The organism is Actinocrinis sp., assembly GCF_035650855.1.
Lineage (GTDB): Bacteria > Actinomycetota > Actinomycetes > Streptomycetales > Catenulisporaceae > Actinocrinis.
The window spans coordinates 1-19,488 of sequence record NZ_DASRGV010000317.1; the positions used below are offsets into that span (position 1 = coordinate 1).

The 19,488-nt window shown below is 69.4% G+C and carries 15 protein-coding genes; 5 read left to right on the forward strand and 10 right to left on the reverse strand.

The features are described from left to right. The coding region (locus VFB40_RS22535) for a long-chain-fatty-acid--CoA ligase (protein WP_324853847.1) at positions 1-1,307 on the reverse strand (1,307 nt) is incomplete at its 3' end. Between the two features lie 364 nt (positions 1,308-1,671). On the opposite strand from VFB40_RS22535, the gene VFB40_RS22540 reads away from it, so the two are divergent. Further along, a complete protein-coding gene (locus VFB40_RS22540) occupies positions 1,672-2,625 on the forward strand; it encodes a hypothetical protein (protein WP_324853850.1) in 954 nt (317 codons plus the stop codon). A gap of 117 nt (positions 2,626-2,742) precedes the next feature. On the opposite strand, the gene VFB40_RS22545 is transcribed toward VFB40_RS22540, so the two are convergent. From VFB40_RS22545 to VFB40_RS22555, 3 genes are all read right to left on the reverse strand, one after another. Continuing rightward, a complete protein-coding gene (locus VFB40_RS22545; protein WP_324853852.1) occupies positions 2,743-3,732 on the reverse strand; it encodes a DUF1906 domain-containing protein in 990 nt (329 codons plus the stop codon). Positions 3,733-3,838: 106 nt separating this feature from the next. Beyond that, a complete protein-coding gene (locus VFB40_RS22550; RefSeq protein WP_324853854.1) occupies positions 3,839-4,573 on the reverse strand; it encodes an AMP-binding protein in 735 nt (244 codons plus the stop codon). A 73-nt stretch (positions 4,574-4,646) separates the two neighbouring features. Further along, positions 4,647-5,048, reverse strand: a complete 402-nt coding sequence (locus VFB40_RS22555; RefSeq protein ID WP_324839406.1) for an SseB family protein — start codon at positions 5,046-5,048, stop codon at positions 4,647-4,649. A 144-nt stretch (positions 5,049-5,192) separates the two neighbouring features. Between VFB40_RS22555 and VFB40_RS22560 the strand changes: the two genes are divergently transcribed. From VFB40_RS22560 to VFB40_RS22570, 3 genes are all read left to right on the forward strand, one after another. Continuing rightward, complete coding sequence (locus VFB40_RS22560; RefSeq protein WP_324853856.1) at positions 5,193-7,019, forward strand: acyl-CoA dehydrogenase; 1,827 nt, start codon at positions 5,193-5,195, stop codon at positions 7,017-7,019. Positions 7,020-7,156: 137 nt separating this feature from the next. Beyond that, complete coding sequence (locus VFB40_RS22565; protein WP_324853858.1) at positions 7,157-8,989, forward strand: TIGR03767 family metallophosphoesterase; 1,833 nt, start codon at positions 7,157-7,159, stop codon at positions 8,987-8,989. Positions 8,990-9,068: 79 nt separating this feature from the next. Continuing rightward, a complete protein-coding gene (locus tag VFB40_RS22570) occupies positions 9,069-10,373 on the forward strand; it encodes a M18 family aminopeptidase (RefSeq protein ID WP_324853860.1) in 1,305 nt (434 codons plus the stop codon). A 43-nt stretch (positions 10,374-10,416) separates the two neighbouring features. Here the strand turns inward: VFB40_RS22570 and VFB40_RS22575 are convergent, their stop codons facing one another. The 6 genes from VFB40_RS22575 to hisC all read right to left on the reverse strand — a co-directional run bounded on the left by VFB40_RS22575 (position 10,417) and on the right by hisC (position 18,217). Continuing rightward, positions 10,417-12,258 (reverse strand): NHL domain-containing thioredoxin family protein, encoded by a 1,842-nt coding sequence (locus VFB40_RS22575; protein ID WP_324853862.1) that lies wholly within the window; start codon positions 12,256-12,258, stop codon positions 10,417-10,419. A 62-nt stretch (positions 12,259-12,320) separates the two neighbouring features. Continuing rightward, positions 12,321-13,118, reverse strand: coding sequence for a carbon-nitrogen family hydrolase (locus VFB40_RS22580; RefSeq protein ID WP_324853864.1), 798 nt, complete (start codon positions 13,116-13,118; stop codon positions 12,321-12,323). After that, positions 13,115-14,542, reverse strand: a complete 1,428-nt coding sequence (locus tag VFB40_RS22585; RefSeq protein WP_324853866.1) for a dihydrolipoamide acetyltransferase family protein — start codon at positions 14,540-14,542, stop codon at positions 13,115-13,117. Before VFB40_RS22585 ends, VFB40_RS22580 begins: the two co-directional genes overlap by 4 nt. Positions 14,543-14,560: 18 nt before the next feature. After that, positions 14,561-15,568 carry an alpha-ketoacid dehydrogenase subunit beta gene (locus VFB40_RS22590; protein WP_324853868.1) on the reverse strand — a complete coding sequence of 336 codons (1,008 nt, stop codon included), beginning with the start codon at positions 15,566-15,568 and terminating at the stop codon, positions 14,561-14,563. Continuing rightward, on the reverse strand, positions 15,565-16,755 hold the full coding sequence (gene pdhA, locus VFB40_RS22595; RefSeq protein WP_414642131.1) for a pyruvate dehydrogenase (acetyl-transferring) E1 component subunit alpha: 1,191 nt from the start codon (positions 16,753-16,755) through the stop codon (positions 15,565-15,567). Before pdhA ends, VFB40_RS22590 begins: the two co-directional genes overlap by 4 nt. Before the next feature lie 415 nt (positions 16,756-17,170). Further along, on the reverse strand, positions 17,171-18,217 hold the full coding sequence (gene hisC / locus VFB40_RS22600; RefSeq protein ID WP_349261595.1) for a histidinol-phosphate transaminase: 1,047 nt from the start codon (positions 18,215-18,217) through the stop codon (positions 17,171-17,173). A gap of 228 nt (positions 18,218-18,445) precedes the next feature. On the opposite strand from hisC, the gene nicT reads away from it, so the two are divergent. Then, positions 18,446-19,488 (forward strand): Nickel transporter NicT (nicT, locus tag VFB40_RS22605; protein ID WP_324853875.1); only part of this gene is annotated, 1,043 nt, incomplete at its 3' end.

Here is a 19,488-nt window from a genome sequence, read left to right on the forward strand (position 1 = left end):
ACGTCCTTCTCTCGATCCGTCAGGTTGAGGTAGCCCTCGGGCGTGATCGTGCCGACGTCGCCGGTGCGCAGCCAGCCGTCGCGGAACTTCGCCGGGTCGTCGTCGTGGTGGTAGGAGCCGGTGACCCACGGTCCGCGCACCTCGAGCTCACCGACCGACTCGCCGTCGTGCGGGACGATCTCGCCGTCCGCGCCGATCAGCCTCGCCTCGACGAGCGACGGGAAGCGGCCCTGGCTGCACCGGTAGCGGAACCGCTGCTCGCCCTCCGAGGCGGCCGGCGGGTGCGCGACGGTGCCGAGCGGTGAGAGCTCTGTCATGCCCCAGGCGTGGATGATCTGCACGCCGTGCCGCTCTTCGAAAGCCGAGATCAGAGACGGCGGGCACGCGGAACCGCCGACCACCGCGCGGGACAGGGTGGGCAGCTCGGCGCCGGTGCGGTCCAGCTCGGTCAGCACATCCGACCAGATGGTCGGCACGGCGCCGGCGAAGGTGACCCCGGCCTCGCGGATCATCGCGACCAGCGGCGCGGCCTGCAGGAACCGGCCGGGCATCACCATGGACGAGCCGGACAGGAAGCAGCCGTAGGGCAGGCCCCAGGCCATCGCGTGGAACATCGGCACGATCTCCAGCACCCGCTGCGCGTCGTCGAGGCTGAAGCCGGTCGGCGAGCAGACCTCCAGGGAGTGCAGGTAGATCGACCGGTGGCTGTAGACGACGCCCTTCGGGTTGCCCGTGGTTCCGGACGTGTAGCACATCGCGGCGCCGTCGCGCTCGTCCAGCTCGGGCCAGTCGAAGGTGGTCGGCTGTCCGGCCAGCAGTTCCTCGTAGCCGATCACTGACTTACCGGCGCCGGTGAGCGCTGAGGTGTCCGTGTCGGCGTCCCCGACCACGACGACGTGCTCCACGGTCGGCAGCCGGTCGGCGAGCTTGGCGAGCAGCGGGACGAGGGTGTCGTCGACGATCACGACGCGGTCGTCGGCGTGCTGAATGATGTAGGCGATCTGCTCTGGGAACAGCCGGATGTTGATCGTATGAATGACGGCGCCCATGGACGGGACCGCGAGGTACGCCTCGACGTGCTCCTGCGTGTTCCACATGAAGGTGCCGACGCGCTGATCGCCCGTGATGCCAAGGCGTTCCCGCAGGCCGTGGGCCAGTTGAGCGGCCCGCTGCGCGACCTCGGCGAAGGTGGCTGAACGGAATCCCGAGCCGGTATACGTCAACACCTCGGCGCGTGCGTGCGCCATGGCGCCGTAACGCAGGATGGAGGAAATCGACAGCTGTACATCCTGCATCGTGGATCGCACCGCGGTACCACCCTGTCTCACGGATTCGGCGTCTTGCTGTACATCTTCGGAAACCGGTGCGCTGGAGCGTAGAGCCGAACGCGTCGCGCGGCTAGCCCGTACACGGGACGATCATGGGGCGCAACACTCCGAAGTATCTCTTACCTCGAATTTACTTTCAGTATGTCCCTGTTTAGGGCGCTCTGCGAGGAACAGCACCGGGGAGCGGCGACAACGTCGTACCCTGCAGGACTGTTGGAAACGGCACTTGTTCAGTACCTTCGGTGCATGTTCGGCGCGCTGCACTCCGAGCAACTTCCCAACCGCTGCGACGCCTAGGCGGATTCATGATGCTGTCCGTGAGCCGTGTTCCGGGAGAGACCCGATGAGTCTTCCCCCTTATGACCAGTCGGTGCGCGACTTCGAGCGGCAGTTCCAGGTGGTTCTGCCGGATTCGGTGGGGCAGGCTGCCATCGGGTTTCGCGACGGCGTCTGGTACCGGCTCAACAGCGGGACGCCGCATCCGGTGCCTATCCGCTCGGCCATCATTCTGTGCCCGCACGCGGCCGGCTCGATCGTGCAGATCGTGTGCTGGTGGATGCGGGAGAACGCGCGCACGCCGCGTGCCCTCGACCTGGCGACCGAGCTGGCGCTCACGGTAGGCGAGCTGGCTCGAAAAGCGATTGAGGACGACCCGCTGGGCATGTCCCTCACCACGCTGCCCCCGGCGCCCTCTCAGAGCTCGTCGACGCCTCTGGGGGCGTCGACGCTCGGCGCCATCGGTTCGTCGTCCTCGCTCGGCGGTGGGCCCTACGACAGCGGCTCGTACGGCACGGACCCGTACGCCGCCACCCCGGCGCCCGCGCCGTCCCCGTACGAGCCCGCATATGCCGCGGCGACGACCCTGCTCCCGCAGATCACTCCGGAGATGACGGCGCCTGGATCGTCCCTCGGCGCCGTTCCGCGGCCCTCCGGGCCGATGCCCGCAGGCCTTGCCGCGCTTCCGCCGTCCGCGTCGGGCCGTCCCGGCCCGGCGGGCCCGGGCTTCGGCGCGCCGCGCGGCCAAGGCGGCGCCATGCCGGGCGGTCGGCCACCGATGGGCCAGCCCGGACAGTCGGGCAACTGGGACCGGCCCGGCGGGTACGACCCGGGACGCGGGCGCCCGGCCGGCGGTCCGCCGCCGCGTCAGCCCGGATACGAGAACCCTGACCCGCGCGGCGACTTCTTCCGCGGTGGCCCGCCCCCGCAGCGCCGCCCGGAGCGTGATGAGTACAGCAACGGCCGGCCTCCGCAGGGACGGCCCGCCGGCGGGCGTCAGGACCCAGGCCGCGCCTGGTAGGCGTACGTACGGTCGCGAGCACGCACTAAGTCAGCAGGCACAAGCAGGTAGAACGGCGCGCGAGGTTGATCCATGATCACCGCGCGCCGTTGTGCTGCACAGCAGCGCTTTCCTTCGCTACCGCAGTCGCGCGACCGGTCCGTCCAGGAAGTCCTTGTCGACGTTCAACGCGACGCCGCCGTACGACTCCTTATGCGCGCCGGCGAACTGCTTGATGCGCTGATGCGGCGTCCATGCGCGACTCGGTACCGCAGCATCCTGGACCGTGGATTTGTTGTCCCAGCGTGCGATCCACAGCGCGTCAGGGAGGACATGGCCGGGTAACCCTGCCGCGACCAGATCGGTAATGCCGGAGCCCGCGGAAGAGTAGAACCCGGCGAGATAGCCGTGCGCGTGCATCCGCTGCGTCCATGTGCCCAGGTAGCTCAGGGCGGTATTCGTGCAGGCGGCGTTCTTGCGGGGGTAACTCTCCAGGTCGAAGTAGATCGCGCTGCCGCGGGCGATGCCGAGGGCCGCGGCGCGGTTGGCGGCGTCGTCCGCGGCGTCGACGGCCTGCGCGGTGGCGGTCTTCGGATCGATCAGCTTGAGGTGTGGCAGCCGGGAGCACGGCGCCTGGCGTCCGACGTAGACCGGCGCGAGATGCCAGCCCATGCGCACGACGGAGCTGACCCAGCTCGCGGTGAGGTTGCTTTGAGCGCAAGCGCGATTCAGACCGCCGATATAGATGCCGAGGGCGTGGTACCCCGAGGACTTCTGCCATGCCGTCATCGCGCGCAGAGGGGGTGCGGTACACGCATCGAACCCGTTGCCGGTGTAAATCCGCGACTGGGTGCGCTTGATGTATTTGAAGGCGGAGGAGGAGACGAACAAGTCAGGCATGAGTGCGCTGGTGGTCAGTCCGCCGAGGTCGGGTAGGCCGGAGACGGCAGGCAGCCCGGAGAAGTCGGGAAGCGCGGCTTGATCGGCGGGCGGTCTAGCCTGCGTACGCGCCGAGGTAGCGGCGGCCAGGCGGTCTTCGGCGAATGCGGACGGTAACGAGAGGCAGACGACTGCGCACACCGCCGCAGCCGCCGTGCACCAGCGGGCCTTCGTGGATCGCAGTGCCATGATCGACAACATATGCCGCGATTGACGTACTACCACGCATACGTCGCATGACCGCGTGTCGGCGCCTTACGTACCGGCGACATGCGGTAACCGCTCAGCTAGAAGGTCACGTACGGACGAGTACGGTCCGCGCGCCATACCTGATGCCGTGCAGCGCGTGCAGCATGCCGCGGACCTGGAACAGCGGATCGGCGACGACCTTCGTCTCTCCCGGCTCCGGGGTCACTTCTGCGACGCCGAGGTGCAGCGCCCGGTGCGTGAAGGCCACGTGCTCGTGATCGTCGCCGCTGTGCACCTGAAGCACCGGGTCGTCGACGTGCGGCCGATGCTTCGCGGCCTCGTACATCCCCTCGCCGGTCTCGTGCAGCTCCAGCCAGAGCTCGTAGTCGTCGGTGCCGTGCGGGTTGTCGCTCGGCGGACCGACCATGACCACGGTGTCCAGCTCGTCGAGCTCGGGGCGGATGCGCTCCAGCAGCTCGGCGAAGTCGGAGCCGACGAACAGCAGCTTCACCTGCTCGCGGCGCAGGATCCCGATGATCACGTCGTCCGGCAGCCGCCAGTTGAGGATCACCGCGGTGGTGCCGGTCAGCGCGGCCGCGAACAGCGCCTCAAGGCAGGCCGGATGGTTGTGCGACAGCACCGCGAACCGCTCGCCCGGCCGCACCATCGAGGCGCGCAGGCCGCAGGCCACGTGCCGGATCCTGGCGTCCAGCTCACGCCAGGTCAGCCGGTGCTCCCCGCACTCGACCGCGGTGGCTCGGGGAGTGTGGCCGAGATGCCGCTTCACCAGCTCGGTGATGAGCGCGGGTTCGTCGAGGAAGGAGCCAGGGCCGAGCGGCATGAGTGATCCCCCAGTACAGCTGATGCGATGTCAGGACAGTAACGCCGCAAGTGCACCGTGACTAGAGCTCGGCTTAGCCGTACATCCGCTTCATCGTGTAGTCGATCATCTGCTCGATCGCCTGCGCGTCGAACACGACCCGGTGCTCGCCCTCGAGGTCGAGCACGATGCCGTAACCGGTCGGCAGCAGGTCCAGCACCTCGGCGCCGGTGACGGTGAAGTAACGCGACTCCTCGCCCGAGTATCGGCGCAGCTCGACCAGGGAGGAGAACATCGGGATCACCGGCTGCGGGGTGTCGTGCAGCGCGAGGAAGCCGGGCCGCTCCCCGCGCGGGCAGTACACCTTGCAGGTCGTGAAGACGGCGTGGAAGTCCTCCGGGCTGATCGCGCCCGAGGCGAAGGCGCGGACCGCGTCCGCGAGCGACGGCTGGAGCACCTGGCCGCCGCCGGAATCGTCACCGTTATAGCCGTACACAACCCACGAGCGTAGCGGGCCACTAGGTGCCGCGGGCACCATCCAAGTCACCGTGCAAGCTTGCGGGAAGTTACCCATGAGTAGCATCATGAAGTTACCGCACAGTTCTACTCGCAGGTAGCCGAGGACGTAAAGGACCACCCGATGGGGCACTACAAGTCCAACCTCCGTGACATCGAGTTCAACCTCTTCGAGGTGTTCGACTCGGGGAACCATTACGGCTCCGCCGCGTATCCCGAAATAGACGTGGAGACCGCGCGCACGATCCTGGGCGAACTCGAACGCCTCGCCGTCACGGAGCTGGCCGAGTCCTTCGCCGACGCCGATCGCAACCCGCCGGACTTCGACCCGTCCGAGCACTCGGCCACCCTGCCCGAGTCCTTCAAGCGCTCGTTCAAGGCGTACATGGACACCGAGTACTGGCGCCTCGGCCTGCCCGAGGAGATGGGCGGCACGCTCTGCCCGCCGTCGCTGCGCTGGGCCACCGGCGAACTGGTGCTCGGGGCCAACCCGGCGGTGTGGATCTACGCCGCGGGCACCGACTTCGGCCGGGTGGTCTGGGAGCTCGGCACCGACGAGCAGCGCAAGATCGCCAAGCTGATGGCGGACCGGCTGTGGGGCGCGACCATGGTGCTCACCGAGCCGGACGCCGGCTCGGACGTCGGCGCCGGCCGCACCAAGGCGATCAAGCAGGCGGACGGCTCCTGGCACATCGAGGGCGTCAAGCGGTTCATCACCAGCGGCGACCACGACCTGTCCGAGAACATCATCCACCTGGTGCTGGCCCGGCCCGAGGGCCACGGCCCGGGCACCAAGGGGCTGTCGCTGTTCATCGTGCCGAAGTACCTGTTCGACTGGGACTCCGGCGAGCTGGGCGAGCGCAACGGCGTGTACGTCACCAACGTCGAGCACAAGATGGGCCTGAAGGTCTCGACCACCTGCGAGCTGACCTTCGGCGCCGACCGCCCGGCCAAGGGCTGGCTGGTGGGCGAGGTGCACGACGGCATCGCGCAGATGTTCAACATCATCGAGATGGCGCGGATGATGGTCGGCACCAAGGCCATCGCCACCCTCTCGACCGGCTACCTCAACGCGCTGGAGTACGCCAAGACCCGGGTCCAGGGCCCCGACCTGCCGGAGGCGACGAACAAGAACGCGCCGCGGGTCACCATCACCCACCACGCCGACGTGCGCCGGCTGCTGATGCAGCAGAAGGCGTACGCGGAGGGCATGCGCGCCCTGGTCTTCTACACCGCGAGCTGGCAGGACCGGGTGTACGCGGCCCGGCTGACCGGCGGCAAGGACGAGCTGGCCGAGCGGATCAACGACTTCCTGCTGCCGATCGTCAAGGGCTACGGCTCGGAGAAGTCCTACGAGCAGCTGGCGCAGTCGCTGCAGATCTTCGGCGGCTCCGGCTACCTGCAGGACTACCCGATCGAGCAGTACATCCGGGACGCCAAGATCGACACCCTGTACGAGGGCACCACCGCGATCCAGGGCATGGACCTGTTCTTCCGCAAGATCGTCAGGGACCAGGGCCAGGCGCTCACCCACCTGAAGTCCGAGATCCAGGCCTTCCTCGACGCGCACACCGGCGGCGAGCGGCTGGCGAAGGAGCGCGACCTGCTGGCGAACGCGCTCGGCGAGGTCGAGTCGATGGCGAACACGATGTTCGGCCAGGCGGCCAAGGCGCTGGAGGACGCGCGCGAGATCCACGTGGTCGGCCAGTCCACCACCGACTTCCTGTACTCGGTCGGCGACCTGGTGGTCGGCTGGCTGCTGCTGCGGCAGGCCGCGGTCGCGCTGGCGAAGAGCGCTGACGCGTCAGCCAAGGACGTGCCGTTCTACACTGGCAAGGTCGCCGCGGCGAGCTGGTTCGCCCGTCACATCCTTCCGCTGCTCGCCGCCCGGCGCGCGGTCGTGGAGGCCACTGACAACGCGCTGATGGACGTGCCCGAGGAGGCTTTTTAGTCCTCCCTGAGGCGGCACCGGTCCGGTCAGTGCGTTACGAACGCCCGGTCGGATTGGTGATCGGGCTGTGCGGGCCGGGTCCCCGGAAGGGATGAGCTCCTTCCGCGGGACCTGGTTCTCCGCGTACAGTGCCCGCCGTGGTGCGACTGCTGCGGCGCTTCTTCAAGATGCTCATCGGCCTGTTCGTCCGGAATCCGGCGGACCCCTCTCTCCCGTTGGTCGCGGTGGCCGACACGGGCTTCAGCCCGGCCGCGCCACAGGGCACCACCCTCGCCGAGACGCTGCTGGCCGGCGCGGCCGGACAGGGCGGGTACCGGCCGATCGTGTCGGCGCCGGGCGAGCCGTATCTGCTGCGCGAGGAGCTCGCGAGCCGTCCCGTGAAGACGACGGTCACGACCGCCCTGGGGACCGCGAAGCGCACGCCGATCGTCGCCTTCGCCCATCTGACGGACATTCACATGGTGGACGATCAGTCCCCTGCGCGGGTCGAATTCCTCGACCGCTACAACGATCCCGGGTCGCGCTTCACCGGCCTGGCCAATCTGAGCGGGGCGTACCGCTCGAACGAGATGCTGAGCGTGCAGGTCGCGGACGCGATGGTGCAGCGCATCAACGAGATCGGCGTCGGACCGGCCTTCGGGGCGCCGCTGGCCTTCGCGGTCGCGACCGGCGACAACGCGGACAACGCGCAGTACAACGAGACCCGATGGTTCATCGACGTGCTCGATGGCGGCTCGATCCGCCCGGACTCCGGCGACCCGGGCAAGTACGAGGGCGTAGCCGACTGGGTCAAATACGACACGCGCTATTGGCATCCGGAGGGGACGCCTCCGGGCGGCGTCGATGATCTGCCGCGTTCGCTGCACGGCTTCCCGACGGTACCGGGGCTGCTGGATGCGTCACGTAGGCCGTTCGACGCGCAGGGATTGCGGACTGCGGCCGGGACGCCGCTGCCCTGGTATTCGGCATACGGGAACCACGACGCGCTGATCCAGGGCAATCTGCCGCACATCCCGGAGAGCTCTGAGTACGCGACGAGCACCCATAAGGCCGTGGAGTTGCCCACGGGCACTGATTTGGTGCATCTGGCGATCGATATCGCGCGGGCCTCGCGGCACGCGGTCGAGCAGCTGATCGCAGGGGACTTCCGTACCGTGTCGGCGGACCCTGATCGTCGGCTGCTGGATCGCGCCGGGATGGTGCGGGAGCACTTCAAGACGACCGGTGTGCCGGACGGCCACGGCTTCACGCACGAGAACGTCGCGGAGAACACGGCCTACTACGGCTTCGATGCAGGCCCGGTGCGCTGCCTGGTGCTCGACACGGTCAATCCGAACGGCGGCGCGGACGGTTCGCTGGACGAGAAGCAGTACCTGTGGCTGGAGAGCGAGCTGTTCGCGGCCGCGACGCAGTATCTGTCGGAGGAAGGCGAGTTGGTACGCGGCGCGGGCGTGGACCGGCTTGTCGTCGTCTTCAGCCACCACACCGCCGAGACGATGGGCAATTGGCTCAGCGAGCCTGGAGAGCACCGGGTACTCGGCCACGCGGTACGTGACCTGTTGCTGCGGTTCCCGAACGTGGTGCTGTGGGTTAACGGCCACACGCACGTCAACGGCGTCCTACCGCATCGTCGGCATCCGGAGTCGCCGATTCCCGGTGGCTTCTGGGAGCTGAACACGGCCTCGCACGTGGACTGGCCGCAGCAGGCACGGCTGGTGGAGTTGGTAGACAACGGCGACCGGACGCTGTCGGTCTTCGGGACGATCATCGATCATGCGGCGCCGACCGCTGTGCCCGGCGGTCCGGAGGCGAAGTACGACCTCGGCTCGACGATCGCCCTGGCCTCGCTCTCCCGGGAGCTCGGCCTTAACGACTGGCAGTCGCGGACGCGCTCGGTGCCGGGGGCGGACGGACGGCGCGGCACCCTGACCGACCGGAATGTCGAACTGCTGCTGCCGGCTCCGTTCTGACCGCCGCCGCGTGCCTCGCCGCCGACCGTGAGACAGTCCCCGCATCTCCTCGTCGGCACGGGCCCGTAAGCTGGGCGGCATGGCACAGTTCGACCGCGCGTACACCGACAACCTGCTGACGTACCTCGCCGCGTCCCCGACCCCCTATCACGCGGTGGCCGAGGCGGCGGCGCTGCTGGACAAGGGCGGTTTCCGGCAGCTGTCCGAGACGGCTGCCTGGGATGCGCAGCCTGGCGGCCAGTACGTGATCCGCGGCGGCGCGTTGGTGGCCTGGTACCTGCCCGAGGACGCGGAGCCTTCGCGGCCCTTCCGGATCATCGGCTCGCACACCGACTCCCCGAACCTGCGGGTCAAGCCGGTGCCGGACACCGGCATGCTGGGCTGGCGGCAGGTTGCGGTGGAGGTGTACGGCGGGCCGCTCTACAACAGCTGGCTGGACCGCGACCTGGGCCTGGCCGGGCGGCTGGTGCTGCGCGACGGCTCGGAGCGGCTGGTGCGCGTCGACCGGCCGCTGCTGCGCGTGCCGCAGCTGGCGATCCACCTCGACCGCGGGGTGAACGGCGACGGCGTCAAGCTGAACCCGCAGATGCACCTGACCCCGGTGTGGGGGCTCGGCGAGCCGGACGAGGGCGAGCTGATCGAGTTCGTGGCGCAGGAGCTCGGCATCGCGGCGGACGATGTGCTCGGCTGGGACCTGATGTTGCACGACGTGGCCCCGCCGGCCTATCTCGGCCGCGACCGCGAGCTGATCGCGGCCCCGCGGCTGGACAACCTGCTGTCCGTGCACGCCAGCGTCACGGCGCTGCTCGCCGCCGTGGAAGCCACGACTTCAGGGAACGCAGCCGGCGACGGCCCGATCCCGATGCTGGCGGCGATGGACCACGAGGAGAACGGCTCGGTCTCCACCACCGGAGCGGCCGGCCCGTTCCTCGAGTCAGTCCTCGAACGCGTCGTGGAGGCCCGCGGCGGTGGGGTGGACGCGCGCGCCCGGGCGTATGCCGGCTCTGTCATGGCCTCCTCCGACCTGGCGCACGCGGTGCACCCGAACTACCCGGAGAAGCACGACTCCGGCCACCGGCCGCTGGCCAACGGCGGCCCGGTGCTGAAGGTGAACGTGAATCAGCGCTATGCCACGGACGGAGCGACCCGCGCCGTCTGGGCCCGCGCCTGCGAGGCGGCCGACGTACCGTGGCAGACCTTCGTCTCCCGCAACGACCAGCCCTGCGGCAGCACCATCGGCCCGATCGCGTCCTCGCGGCTGGGCATCGCGACCTTCGACATCGGCGTCCCGGCGCTCTCGATGCACTCGATCCGCGAGCTGTGCGGCGCCGACGATCCGTGGCGTCTCACCGCCGCGCTCGCCGCCTTTCTGCGGCTGAACTGACCATCAGGACATTGGCGGGCCAGCGCAGAGGCCTGAGCTAGTCTCAGGCCTCTGTTCCGCGCAGGATCAGGGGGAGCCGGTTCGGCGCGCCGGGTGCGAGCCGGACCGGGATCCCCCAGTCCTGCTGGTGGACGTGGCAGGCGGGGAAGAACTCCTCGTCGTCTTCGGCCCCCTCCGGCGGTTCGTCGCAGGAGGCTGCCTTGACGGAGACGTGCAAGACGCCTGATTCCAGCGCCTCGTTGAGGACGAGCGTGCGGCGCAGCGGCGTGTCCCGGCCCGCTCCGGAGCGGAGGAATTCCGGCGGGGAGGCGGAGACGACGAGTTGGGTGGACGGACCGTAGCGCTCGTCGAGCTTCTGGCCCGCCGGGGGTTCGAAGACCACGGACAGCTCCAGCTCGCCCGGCGCGAGGTCGGTGGCGGGACGCTGGGTGCGGTAGGCCGCGGACTCGACGCGCAGGGCCTCGTCGGGTACGCGTACGCGCGTGAGGCGGTGTGCGGCCGACTCGACGACAAGCAGGTCACCGTCGGCCAGGACCGCGTCGGAGGGCTCGCGCAGCCCGGTGATCAGAGTGCTGACCTGGCCGGTGGCCGGGTCGTACCGGCGGATCGCGCCGTTGTACGTATCGCTGATCGCGATGGAGCCGTCCGGGAGCGCGGTCACTCCCAGCGGGTGCTGCAGCAGGGCCTGGCCCGCGGCGCCGTCACGCAGCCCGAAGTCGAAGAGTCCCTGGCCGACGAGCGTCGTGACCGTTCCGGTGCTTAGGTCGAGGCGACGCAGCGCGGAGGACTCGGAGTCGGCGATCCATACGTTGCCGTTGGCGTCTGCGGTCAAGCCGGAGGGCTGGGAGAACCAGGCCTCGTCGAGCGGACCGTCTACGAGCCCTTCGTTCGTCGTGCCGGCGAGTACGGATGCTGTCTCGTGCGCCGGATCGTAGACCCACACCTGGTGGATGCCCGCCATGGCTATGATGACGCGGCCGTCCACCACCACCAGGTCCCAGGGCGAGGAAAGGTCGACCTCGCGCGCCGGGCCGCTGGTCGCGGAACCCTGGGACCACTGGTGGCCGGTTCCGGCGAGCGTCCTGGCCTCGCCCGTGCTCAGGTTGATCGCGCGCAAGGCGTGGTTCACCGAGTCCGCGACGAGCACTGTGTCTTGATCGAGCAGGCAAAGGCCCTGCGGCTCGCTGAACCGAGCCTCCTGCGCCTTGCCGTCCAGCAGGCCGCGCTCACCCGAGCCGAAGCGACGCAGCACGCTCTCGCCGTCGGCGTCGAGTTCGACCACTGAGTGGTGCGCTGTGTCAGACACCAGATACGTACCGCCGGGCAGTGCGATTACCTTGCCGGGGAAGCGCAACGCGGTCGGTTCGGGCTGCGGCGGCACATAAGGGCTGTCACCGCGACGCAGCGTGCCCTTGGCTTCGTGCTCTGCGACGAGCTCGCGCAGCAGCGTACGCAGTCCGTGCGCGTGTCCTTCGCCGGACATTTGCGCGACGACATAACCCTCCGGGTCGATGACACTGAGGGTCGGCCACGCGCGGACCGCGAATGCCTTCCAGGTGCTCAATTCCGGGTCGTCGAGCACCGGATGCCTGACGTCGTAGCGCTCGCAGGCCGCGACCAGTGCGTCGTGGTCGGCCTCGTGCACGAATTTCGGCGAGTGCACCCCGACGACGACCAGCACGCCGGCGAACTCGGCCTCGATCTCGCGCAGCTCGTCCAGCACGTGCAGGCAGTTCGCGCAGCAGAAGGTCCAGAAGTCGAGCAGCACGATCCGGCCGGACAGATCCGGCTCGCCGGCCACGCCGTCCTTGTCGACCGCGGTGTTGATCCAGCTGCGTCCGGTCAGCTTCGGCGCGCGGACGCGGGGCTGCCTGAGGTTGCGCATTGTTCGATTCTAATCGGACTAGAGCGAGTGATCGTTACTGTCGTGATCGTTACCAGGGGACGTCACAGCCGGCGGTCCTTGAGCACGGGGAAGCTTTCCCGCGTGCTGGCCACCAGAGCGGGATCGATCTCGGCGTAGACGATCTGCTCGCCCTCGCCGCCCTCGGCCAGGATGTCGCCCCACGGATCGATCACCATCGAATGCCCGGCCATCTCCACCCCGGCCTGGGTGCCGACCGCGCTGCACGCCAGCACGAACACCTGGTCCTCGATCGCGCGGGCCCGCAGCAGTGTGCGCCAGTGCTGGACCCGGCGGGCCGGCCAGGCCGCGACCTGCAGCACGGTCTGCACGCCGGCGTCCAGCAGGCCCCGGTACAGCTCGGGGAAGCGCACGTCGTAGCAGGTGGCGAGGCCGACCTTGGTGATGACCGTGTCGTCGAGGTCCAGCAGGTCGAAGCTGACCAGCTGCTCGCCCGGCGACATCACCGCCGCCTCGCCCTGGTCGAAGCCGAAGCGGTGGATCTTGCGGTAGCCGGCCAGCAGCTCCCCCTCGGCGTCGAAGACAAGCGAGGTGTTGTACAGCTTGCCGTCCGGCGTCCGCTCGACGATGGAGCCCGCGTGCAGCACGACGCCGCAGTCCATCGCCGCCTCGCGCATCACCTGCGCGGTCTCGCCGTGCAGCGGCTCCGCGCCCTTGTGCCATGGCTCGGGGTCGAACGCGCCGTGCAGCCACAGCTCGGGCAGCGCGACGAGGTCGGCGCCGTCCTCGGCGGCTTCGTGCACCTTGGCCACGGCCAGCTCGCGACTCTTCTCGGGCGCGCGGCCAAGGTCCACGTCGAACTGAATCAGTGCAGCCTTCACACCAGGGAAACTACCGGGTCCGCCAGCACGCGGCCAATGTCGCGCAGGAACTTGGAACCAAGCTCCCCGTCGATCAGGCGGTGGTCGAAGGACAGGCCGAGCGTGGTGACCCAGCGCGGCTTGATCTTCGCCTTGCCGTGCTTGTCGGTGACCACCCACGGCTGCTGCTTGATCGCGCCGAAGGCCAGGATCGCCGCCTCGCCGGGGTTGAGGATCGGTGTGCCGGTGTCCACGCCGAAGACGCCCACGTTGGTGATCGTGATCGTGCCGCCGGTGAGGTCTTCGAGCGCTGTCTTGCCCTCGCGCGCGGTCGCGGTCAGCTGCCCGAGCGCGACGGCGAGGTCACGCAGCGGCAGCCGCTCGGCGCCCTTGATGTTGGGCACGATCAGTCCGCGCGGGGTGGCCGCGGCGATGCCGAGGTTCACCGAGCCGTGGATCACGATCTCCTGCGCGGCCTCGTCCCAGGACGCGTTGACCTCCGGGTGCTTGGCCACCGCGAGCAGCAGCGCCTTGGCGATCAGGAGCAGCGGGGAGACCTTCACGTCCGCGAACTCGGGCAGGGCCTTGAGCCGCGCGACGAGCTTCATCGTGCGGGTTACGTCGAGGGTCAGGAACTCGGTCACATGCGGAGCGGTGAACGCAGAGGACACCATCGCAGCCGCAGTGGCCTTACGCACTCCCTTGATCGGTACGCGGCGAGTCTCGCCCACGGCCGGGATCATGGGGTGTGATCCGACGCGCGGCGCAGTCACGCGGGCTGCGGCGCGTTCCACCTCTTCGCGGGTGATCACGCCGTCTTCGCGCTCGGGAGCGATCGTCGTGAGGTCCACGCCGAGATCCTTGGCCAGCTTGCGCACCAAGGGCTTGGCCAGGACGTACGTCGGACGGGTCGTCACCGGCTCGGGCGCGGCAGGCCGCTCGACGCGGATGGGCGTCGGCGGGGCGGCCGGAGCCGAAGCCGCCGTCGGCACCACGGGCGCCGGAGCCACAGCGGCCTCCTGCGCCGGGGCCGGCTTACGCGAACGGCGCTTGGTGGAGCCATGTGCGACGCCGTAGCCGACGAGCACCGGCTCGCGCTTGGCCTCCGCGCCGCCCGACGAGCCCTGCGACGGTCCACTACTCGACGAGCCGTTGCTCGCCGCGGGCGCGGCGGCGGCCGGAGCGGATCCGCCCGGCTCCGCGTCGGCGGTCTCGATCGAGATGATCGGCGTGCCGACGTCCACCGTGCTGCCCTGCTCGACCAACAGCTCGCGCACCACGCCGGCGAACGGCGAGGGCAGCTCCACGGCCGCCTTCGCGGTCTCGATTTCCACCAGCGTCTGGTTGACCTTCACCTCGTCCCCGACCGCGACGACCCATTGCAGGATCTCCGCCTCGGTCAGGCCTTCGCCCACGTCGGGCAGCCGGAATTGCTTGATCGCCATGCTTCGGCTCCCCTCTCGTCAGTGGTCGAAGGCGCGGTCGACGGCGTCGAGCACGCGGTCGAGGTCGGGCAGGTAGGTCTCCTCGATCCGGGATGGCGGATAGGGAGTGTGGAAGCCGCCGACCCGGCCGACCGGGGCCTCGAGCCGGTAGAAGCAGCGGTCGGTCACCTGGGCGGCCAGCTCCGCGCCGAGGCCGAAGAAGACCGGCGCCTCGTGCACGACCACGAGCCGGCCGGTGCGGTTGACCGATTCGACGACGGTATCCACGTCGAGCGGGGAGATGGTGCGCAGGTCGATGACCTCGAGCGAACGGCCCTCCTCCTCGGCGGCGCGTGCCGCGTCGAGGCAGGTGCGGACCATCGGGCCGTGTGCGGCCAGAGTCAGGTCGGTACCCGGCCGCACGACGACTGCCTTGTCGAGCGGGTACACCGGACCGGCCGTTTCGTCGAGCTGCGCCTTATCCCAGTACCGGCGCTTGGGTTCGAAGAAGATGACGGGATCGTCGGACTCGATGGCCTGCTGGATCATCCAGTAGCCGTCGACCGGGTTCGAACAGGCGACGACGCGCAGACCCGCAGTGTGCGCGAAGAGCGCCTCCGGGGATTCGGAGTGGTGCTCGACCGCGCCGATGCCGCCGCCGTAGGGAATGCGGATGACGATCGGCACGCGCATTTTGCCGAGCGAACGCGCGTAGAGCTTGGCGACCTGCGTGGTGATCTGGTCGTAGGCCGGGAAGACGAAGCCGTCGAACTGGATCTCGCAGACCGGTCGGTAGCCGCGCAGCGCCAGGCCGATCGCGGTGCCGATGATGCCGGCCTCGGCCAGCGGGGTGTCGATGACCCGGGCGTCGCCGAAGTCCTTCTGCAGGCCGTCGGTGACCCGGAACACGCCGCCGAGCTTTCCGATGTCCTCGCCCATGAGCACGACCTTCGGGTCCTGCTCCATGGCCCGGCGCAGGCCCTTGTTCAGCGCCTTGGCGAGGGTGACCGGGGCGGTGGGGGTTTCGGCGGTCGCGGCGGGGCTCATCGGGCGACCTCCTCGTCGTTGAAGCTGTCGAGGTACGCGGCCAGCTGTTCGCGCTCGGCCTCGACCTGCGCGTGCGGCCCGGTGTACGCGTAATCGAACATGCTCAGCGGGTGCGGATCCGGCAGCGCGAGGCAGCCGGCGCGGATCTCGGCGGCCAGTTCGTCCGCCTCGGCCTCGACCTCGGCGAAGAACGCGTCGTCGGCCTGGCCTTCGCGCACGAGGTAGGTGCGCAGCCGGGTGAGCGGGTCGCGGGTACGCCACAGTTCGACCTCGTCGTTACCGCGGTAACGCGTCGGGTCGTCAGAGGTGGTGTGCGCGCCCATGCGGTACGTGTACGCCTCGATCAGCGTCGGGCCGTTACCGGTGCGAGCGCGGTCAAGAGCGGCGCGCGTTACCGCGAGGCAGGCGAACACGTCGTTGCCGTCTACGCGGATGCCGGGGAAACCGAACCCGGAGGCGCGGCGGAAGAGCGGCACGCGGCTTTGCCGTTCGGTCGGCTCGGAGATCGCCCACTGGTTGTTCTGGCAGAAGAAGACGACCGGGGCGTTGTAGGAGGCGGCGAACACGAACGACTCGTTGACGTCGCCCTGCGAGGAGGCGCCGTCGCCGAAGTAGGCGATCACCGCGTCGTCGGAGCCGTCCCGCTGGATTCCCATCGCGTAGCCCACGGCGTGCAGCGTCTGCGAGCCGATCACGATGGTGTACAGCATGAAGTTCTTCTCGTTCGGGTCCCAGCCGCCGTTGTTGACCCCGCGGAACATGCCCAGCAGGTTGATCGGCGGGACGCCGCGGGTCCACGCGACGCCGTGCTCCCGGTAGGTGGGGAAGGCGAAGTCGCCCGGCCGCATCGCCCGGCCGGACCCGACCTGCGCCGCTTCCTGGCCGAGCAGCGAGGCCCACAGGCCCAGCTCGCCCTGGCGCTGCAGCGCGGTGCCCTCGGCGTCCACCCGGCGCACCAGGACCAGGTCCCGGTACAGCGCGCGGGCCTGCTCGGCGTCCACGTCGAGCGGATAGTCCGGATGGCTTCGGCGTTCACCCTCAGGGGTGAGCAACTGGATGAGCGGGAGCTCGTCTGCGGCTCCGTGCCCATCGGCCGCGGCCGCCTCCGGTACGGGTACCGGATCAGGCGCCGGGGCCTGCGCGGACCGGCGGGAGCGCGCCGGGGTCCGTGTCGTCACGTTCTTCACTCCTCATCGTCGGCGAGGACCACGGAGGTCTTCCGCGGTGGCGTCCTCAAGGCGGCCGGCACGGCGCCGTGCACCGCGCACTCGCCGTGCGCGGCCGATCGTCGCCGGTCGGTCGCTCCGTGTTCCCGGGGTCGCCGGGCGCGGTTGGATCGTTGCCGGGTCGCCGCGCCGCCGCCTCGGGTGTCGGCCGGCGAACGCGTTGACGAGGGTCACGTTACCGACCGGTTGCGTCCGTCGAACAGTGCCCACCGGACTAATCGGAAGCGCAACACTTGTCCGGTGGGGTTAAGAGCGAACTCTTAACACCTTCCCACCCGGAACTATGGTCAGACTTGGTGCTGCCTCAGGCGCGCTCTCCCGGGCGCGTCCCTCAAGCGGCGCTCTCTCAGACCAGGCCCTCTCCTGCGGCGCTCTCTCAGGCGAAGCGCGCGGCGACCGCGACGGCCAGGTCGTTGGCCTCCGGCTCGCCGATGGTGACGCGGACGCCCTCGCCGGCGAACGGACGCACGGTCACACCCGCCTCCTCGCAGGCCGCGGCGAACTTCTCGGTCGCGTCGCCGAGCCGCAGCCAGTAGAAGTTGGCCTCGGTGGGCGGGACCTCGACGCCGTGGGCGCGCAGGGCGGCCAGCACTCGGGCACGCTCGGCGACCAGCGCGTCGACCCGCTCGGCCAGCGCCTCGCGGGCGCGCAGTGAGGCGACCGCGGCGGCCTGCGCGACCAGGTTCACGCCGAAGGGCACCGCGCAGGCACGCAGCGCGGCGGCCACCGGCGGCTGCGCGACCGCGAAGCCGATGCGCAGGCCGGCCAGGCCGTAGGCCTTGGAGAAGGTACGAAGAACACAGACATTCGCCCGATCGCGGTATAGGTCGAGGCCGTCGACCACCTCGGGATCCCGGTTGAACTCGCGGTAGGCCTCGTCGATCACGACGAGCACGTCCGAGGGCACCCGGTCCAGGAAGCGCTCCAGTTCGGCGCGGTGCACCACGGTGCCGGTCGGGTTGTTCGGGGTGCAGACGAAGATCAGGCGGGTGCGCTCGGTGACCGCGTCGGCCATCGCGTCGAGGTCGTGCTTCTCGTCGCGCAGGGGCACCTGGACCGAGGTCGCGCCGGCGATCTGGGCCAGGATCGGGTACGCCTCGAAGGAGCGCCAGGCGTACACGACCTCGTCGCCCGGGCCCGCGGTGACCTGGAGCAGCTGCTGCGCGACGCCGACCGAACCGGTGCCGACGGCCAAGTGCTCGACCGGCACGTCGTAGTAGCCCGACAGCTCGTTGAGCAGCGCGGACGAGGCGAAGTCGGGGTAGCGGTTGATCGTTCCGGCGGCCGCGGTCGCGGCTTCGAGCACGCCGGGCAGCGGCGGGTAGGGGTTCTCGTTCGAGGCGAGCTTGTAGGACGGCCCCTGGCCGGGAGCGGGCGCCTTGCCCGCCTTGTAGGCCGGCAGCCCGGCCACCGCCGCGCGCAGCCTCGGCCCGGACGCAGCGCCAGTTGAGTTGGCACCGGTCGAGTTGGTACCGGTCGCGTCGGTCGCGTGGGTATCGGACACCCTCGAATCGCTCACCACAGCCCGCTTTCTCCGCGTTCAGAACCGGCGGGATCCGCCGCCCGGCTCAGCGTACGACGCCGGCGGGTCTTGGTCATCCACGAAGCTGCCTACTAGCCGCAGATGCGAATAGTTTGCAATAGTGGGCTCATGAGCCAATCCGTGACCGCGGTGGAAGCGGCCCCCTCTGGGCGCCGGACGAGCCTGATAGGCCGCGTACGCAGCGCCCTTACTCCCGCGGAGTGGTATCGCCTCTCCGGGATGGGCGGCTTCATCCTGCTGCTGCACGTAATCGGTTGGGGCATCATCGCGTCCGTCGCGTCACGCCACTACTCGCTCGGAAATACCGCATTCGGCGTGGGAACCGGTCTGACCGCATACACGCTCGGCATGCGTCACGCGTTCGATGCGGACCACATCGCCGCGATCGACAACACGACCCGCAAGCTGATGTCCGAAGGAAAGCGGCCGCTCTCCGTCGGCTTCTGGTTCTCCCTCGGACACTCCTCGATCGTCTTCGGCCTCGCGCTGCTGCTCTCGCTCGGAGTCAAGGCCCTCGTGGGGCCGGTCAAGAACGACAACTCGCAGCTGCACCACTACACCGGCCTGATCGGCACCACGGTCTCCGGCGGCTTCCTCTACTTGATCGCGGCGGTCAACGTGGTGATCCTCTGGGGCATCCTCAAGGTGTTCCGCGCGATGCGCCGCGGCGAGTTCGACGAGGCCGCGCTGGAGGAGCACCTGGCCAACCGCGGCCTGATCAACCGGCTGCTCGGCCGGGTGATGCGGGCGATCCGCAAGCCGTGGCAGATGTACCCGGTCGGGCTGCTTTTCGGCCTCGGCTTCGACACCGCCACCGAGGTCGCCTTCCTGGTGCTGGCCTCGACCAGCGCGCTGGCCGGGCTGCCCTGGTACGCGATCCTCTCGCTGCCGGTGCTGTTCGCGGCCGGGATGAGCCTGCTCGACACGATCGACGGCTCGTTCATGAACTTCGCCTACGGCTGGGCGTTCGCCAACCCGGTGCACAAGGTGTACTACAACCTGACCATCACCGGGCTCTCGGTGGCCGTGGCCCTGATCGTCGGCACCGTGGAGTTGCTGGGTTTGGTCGCCCAGCAGTTGAACTACACCGGGGCGTTCTGGACGTGGATCTCCGGGCTGAACCTGAACACGGTCGGCTTCGTCATCGTCGG

Coding starts and splice junctions, on each gene's coding strand:
- VFB40_RS22560 (WP_324853856.1), top strand. CDS start 5,193: ATGGGGCACTACAAGTCCAACCTCCGTGACATCGAGTTCAACCTCTTC.
- VFB40_RS22550 (WP_324853854.1), bottom strand. CDS start 4,573: ATGCCGCTCGGCCCTGGCTCCTTCCTCGACGAACCCGCGCTCATCACC.
- VFB40_RS22545 (WP_324853852.1), bottom strand. CDS start 3,732: ATGGCACTGCGATCCACGAAGGCCCGCTGGTGCACGGCGGCTGCGGCG.
- VFB40_RS22590 (WP_324853868.1), bottom strand. CDS start 15,568: ATGAGCCCCGCCGCGACCGCCGAAACCCCCACCGCCCCGGTCACCCTC.
- VFB40_RS22585 (WP_324853866.1), bottom strand. CDS start 14,542: ATGGCGATCAAGCAATTCCGGCTGCCCGACGTGGGCGAAGGCCTGACC.
- VFB40_RS22575 (WP_324853862.1), bottom strand. CDS start 12,258: ATGCGCAACCTCAGGCAGCCCCGCGTCCGCGCGCCGAAGCTGACCGGA.
- VFB40_RS22570 (WP_324853860.1), top strand. CDS start 9,069: ATGGCACAGTTCGACCGCGCGTACACCGACAACCTGCTGACGTACCTC.
- VFB40_RS22540 (WP_324853850.1), top strand. CDS start 1,672: ATGAGTCTTCCCCCTTATGACCAGTCGGTGCGCGACTTCGAGCGGCAG.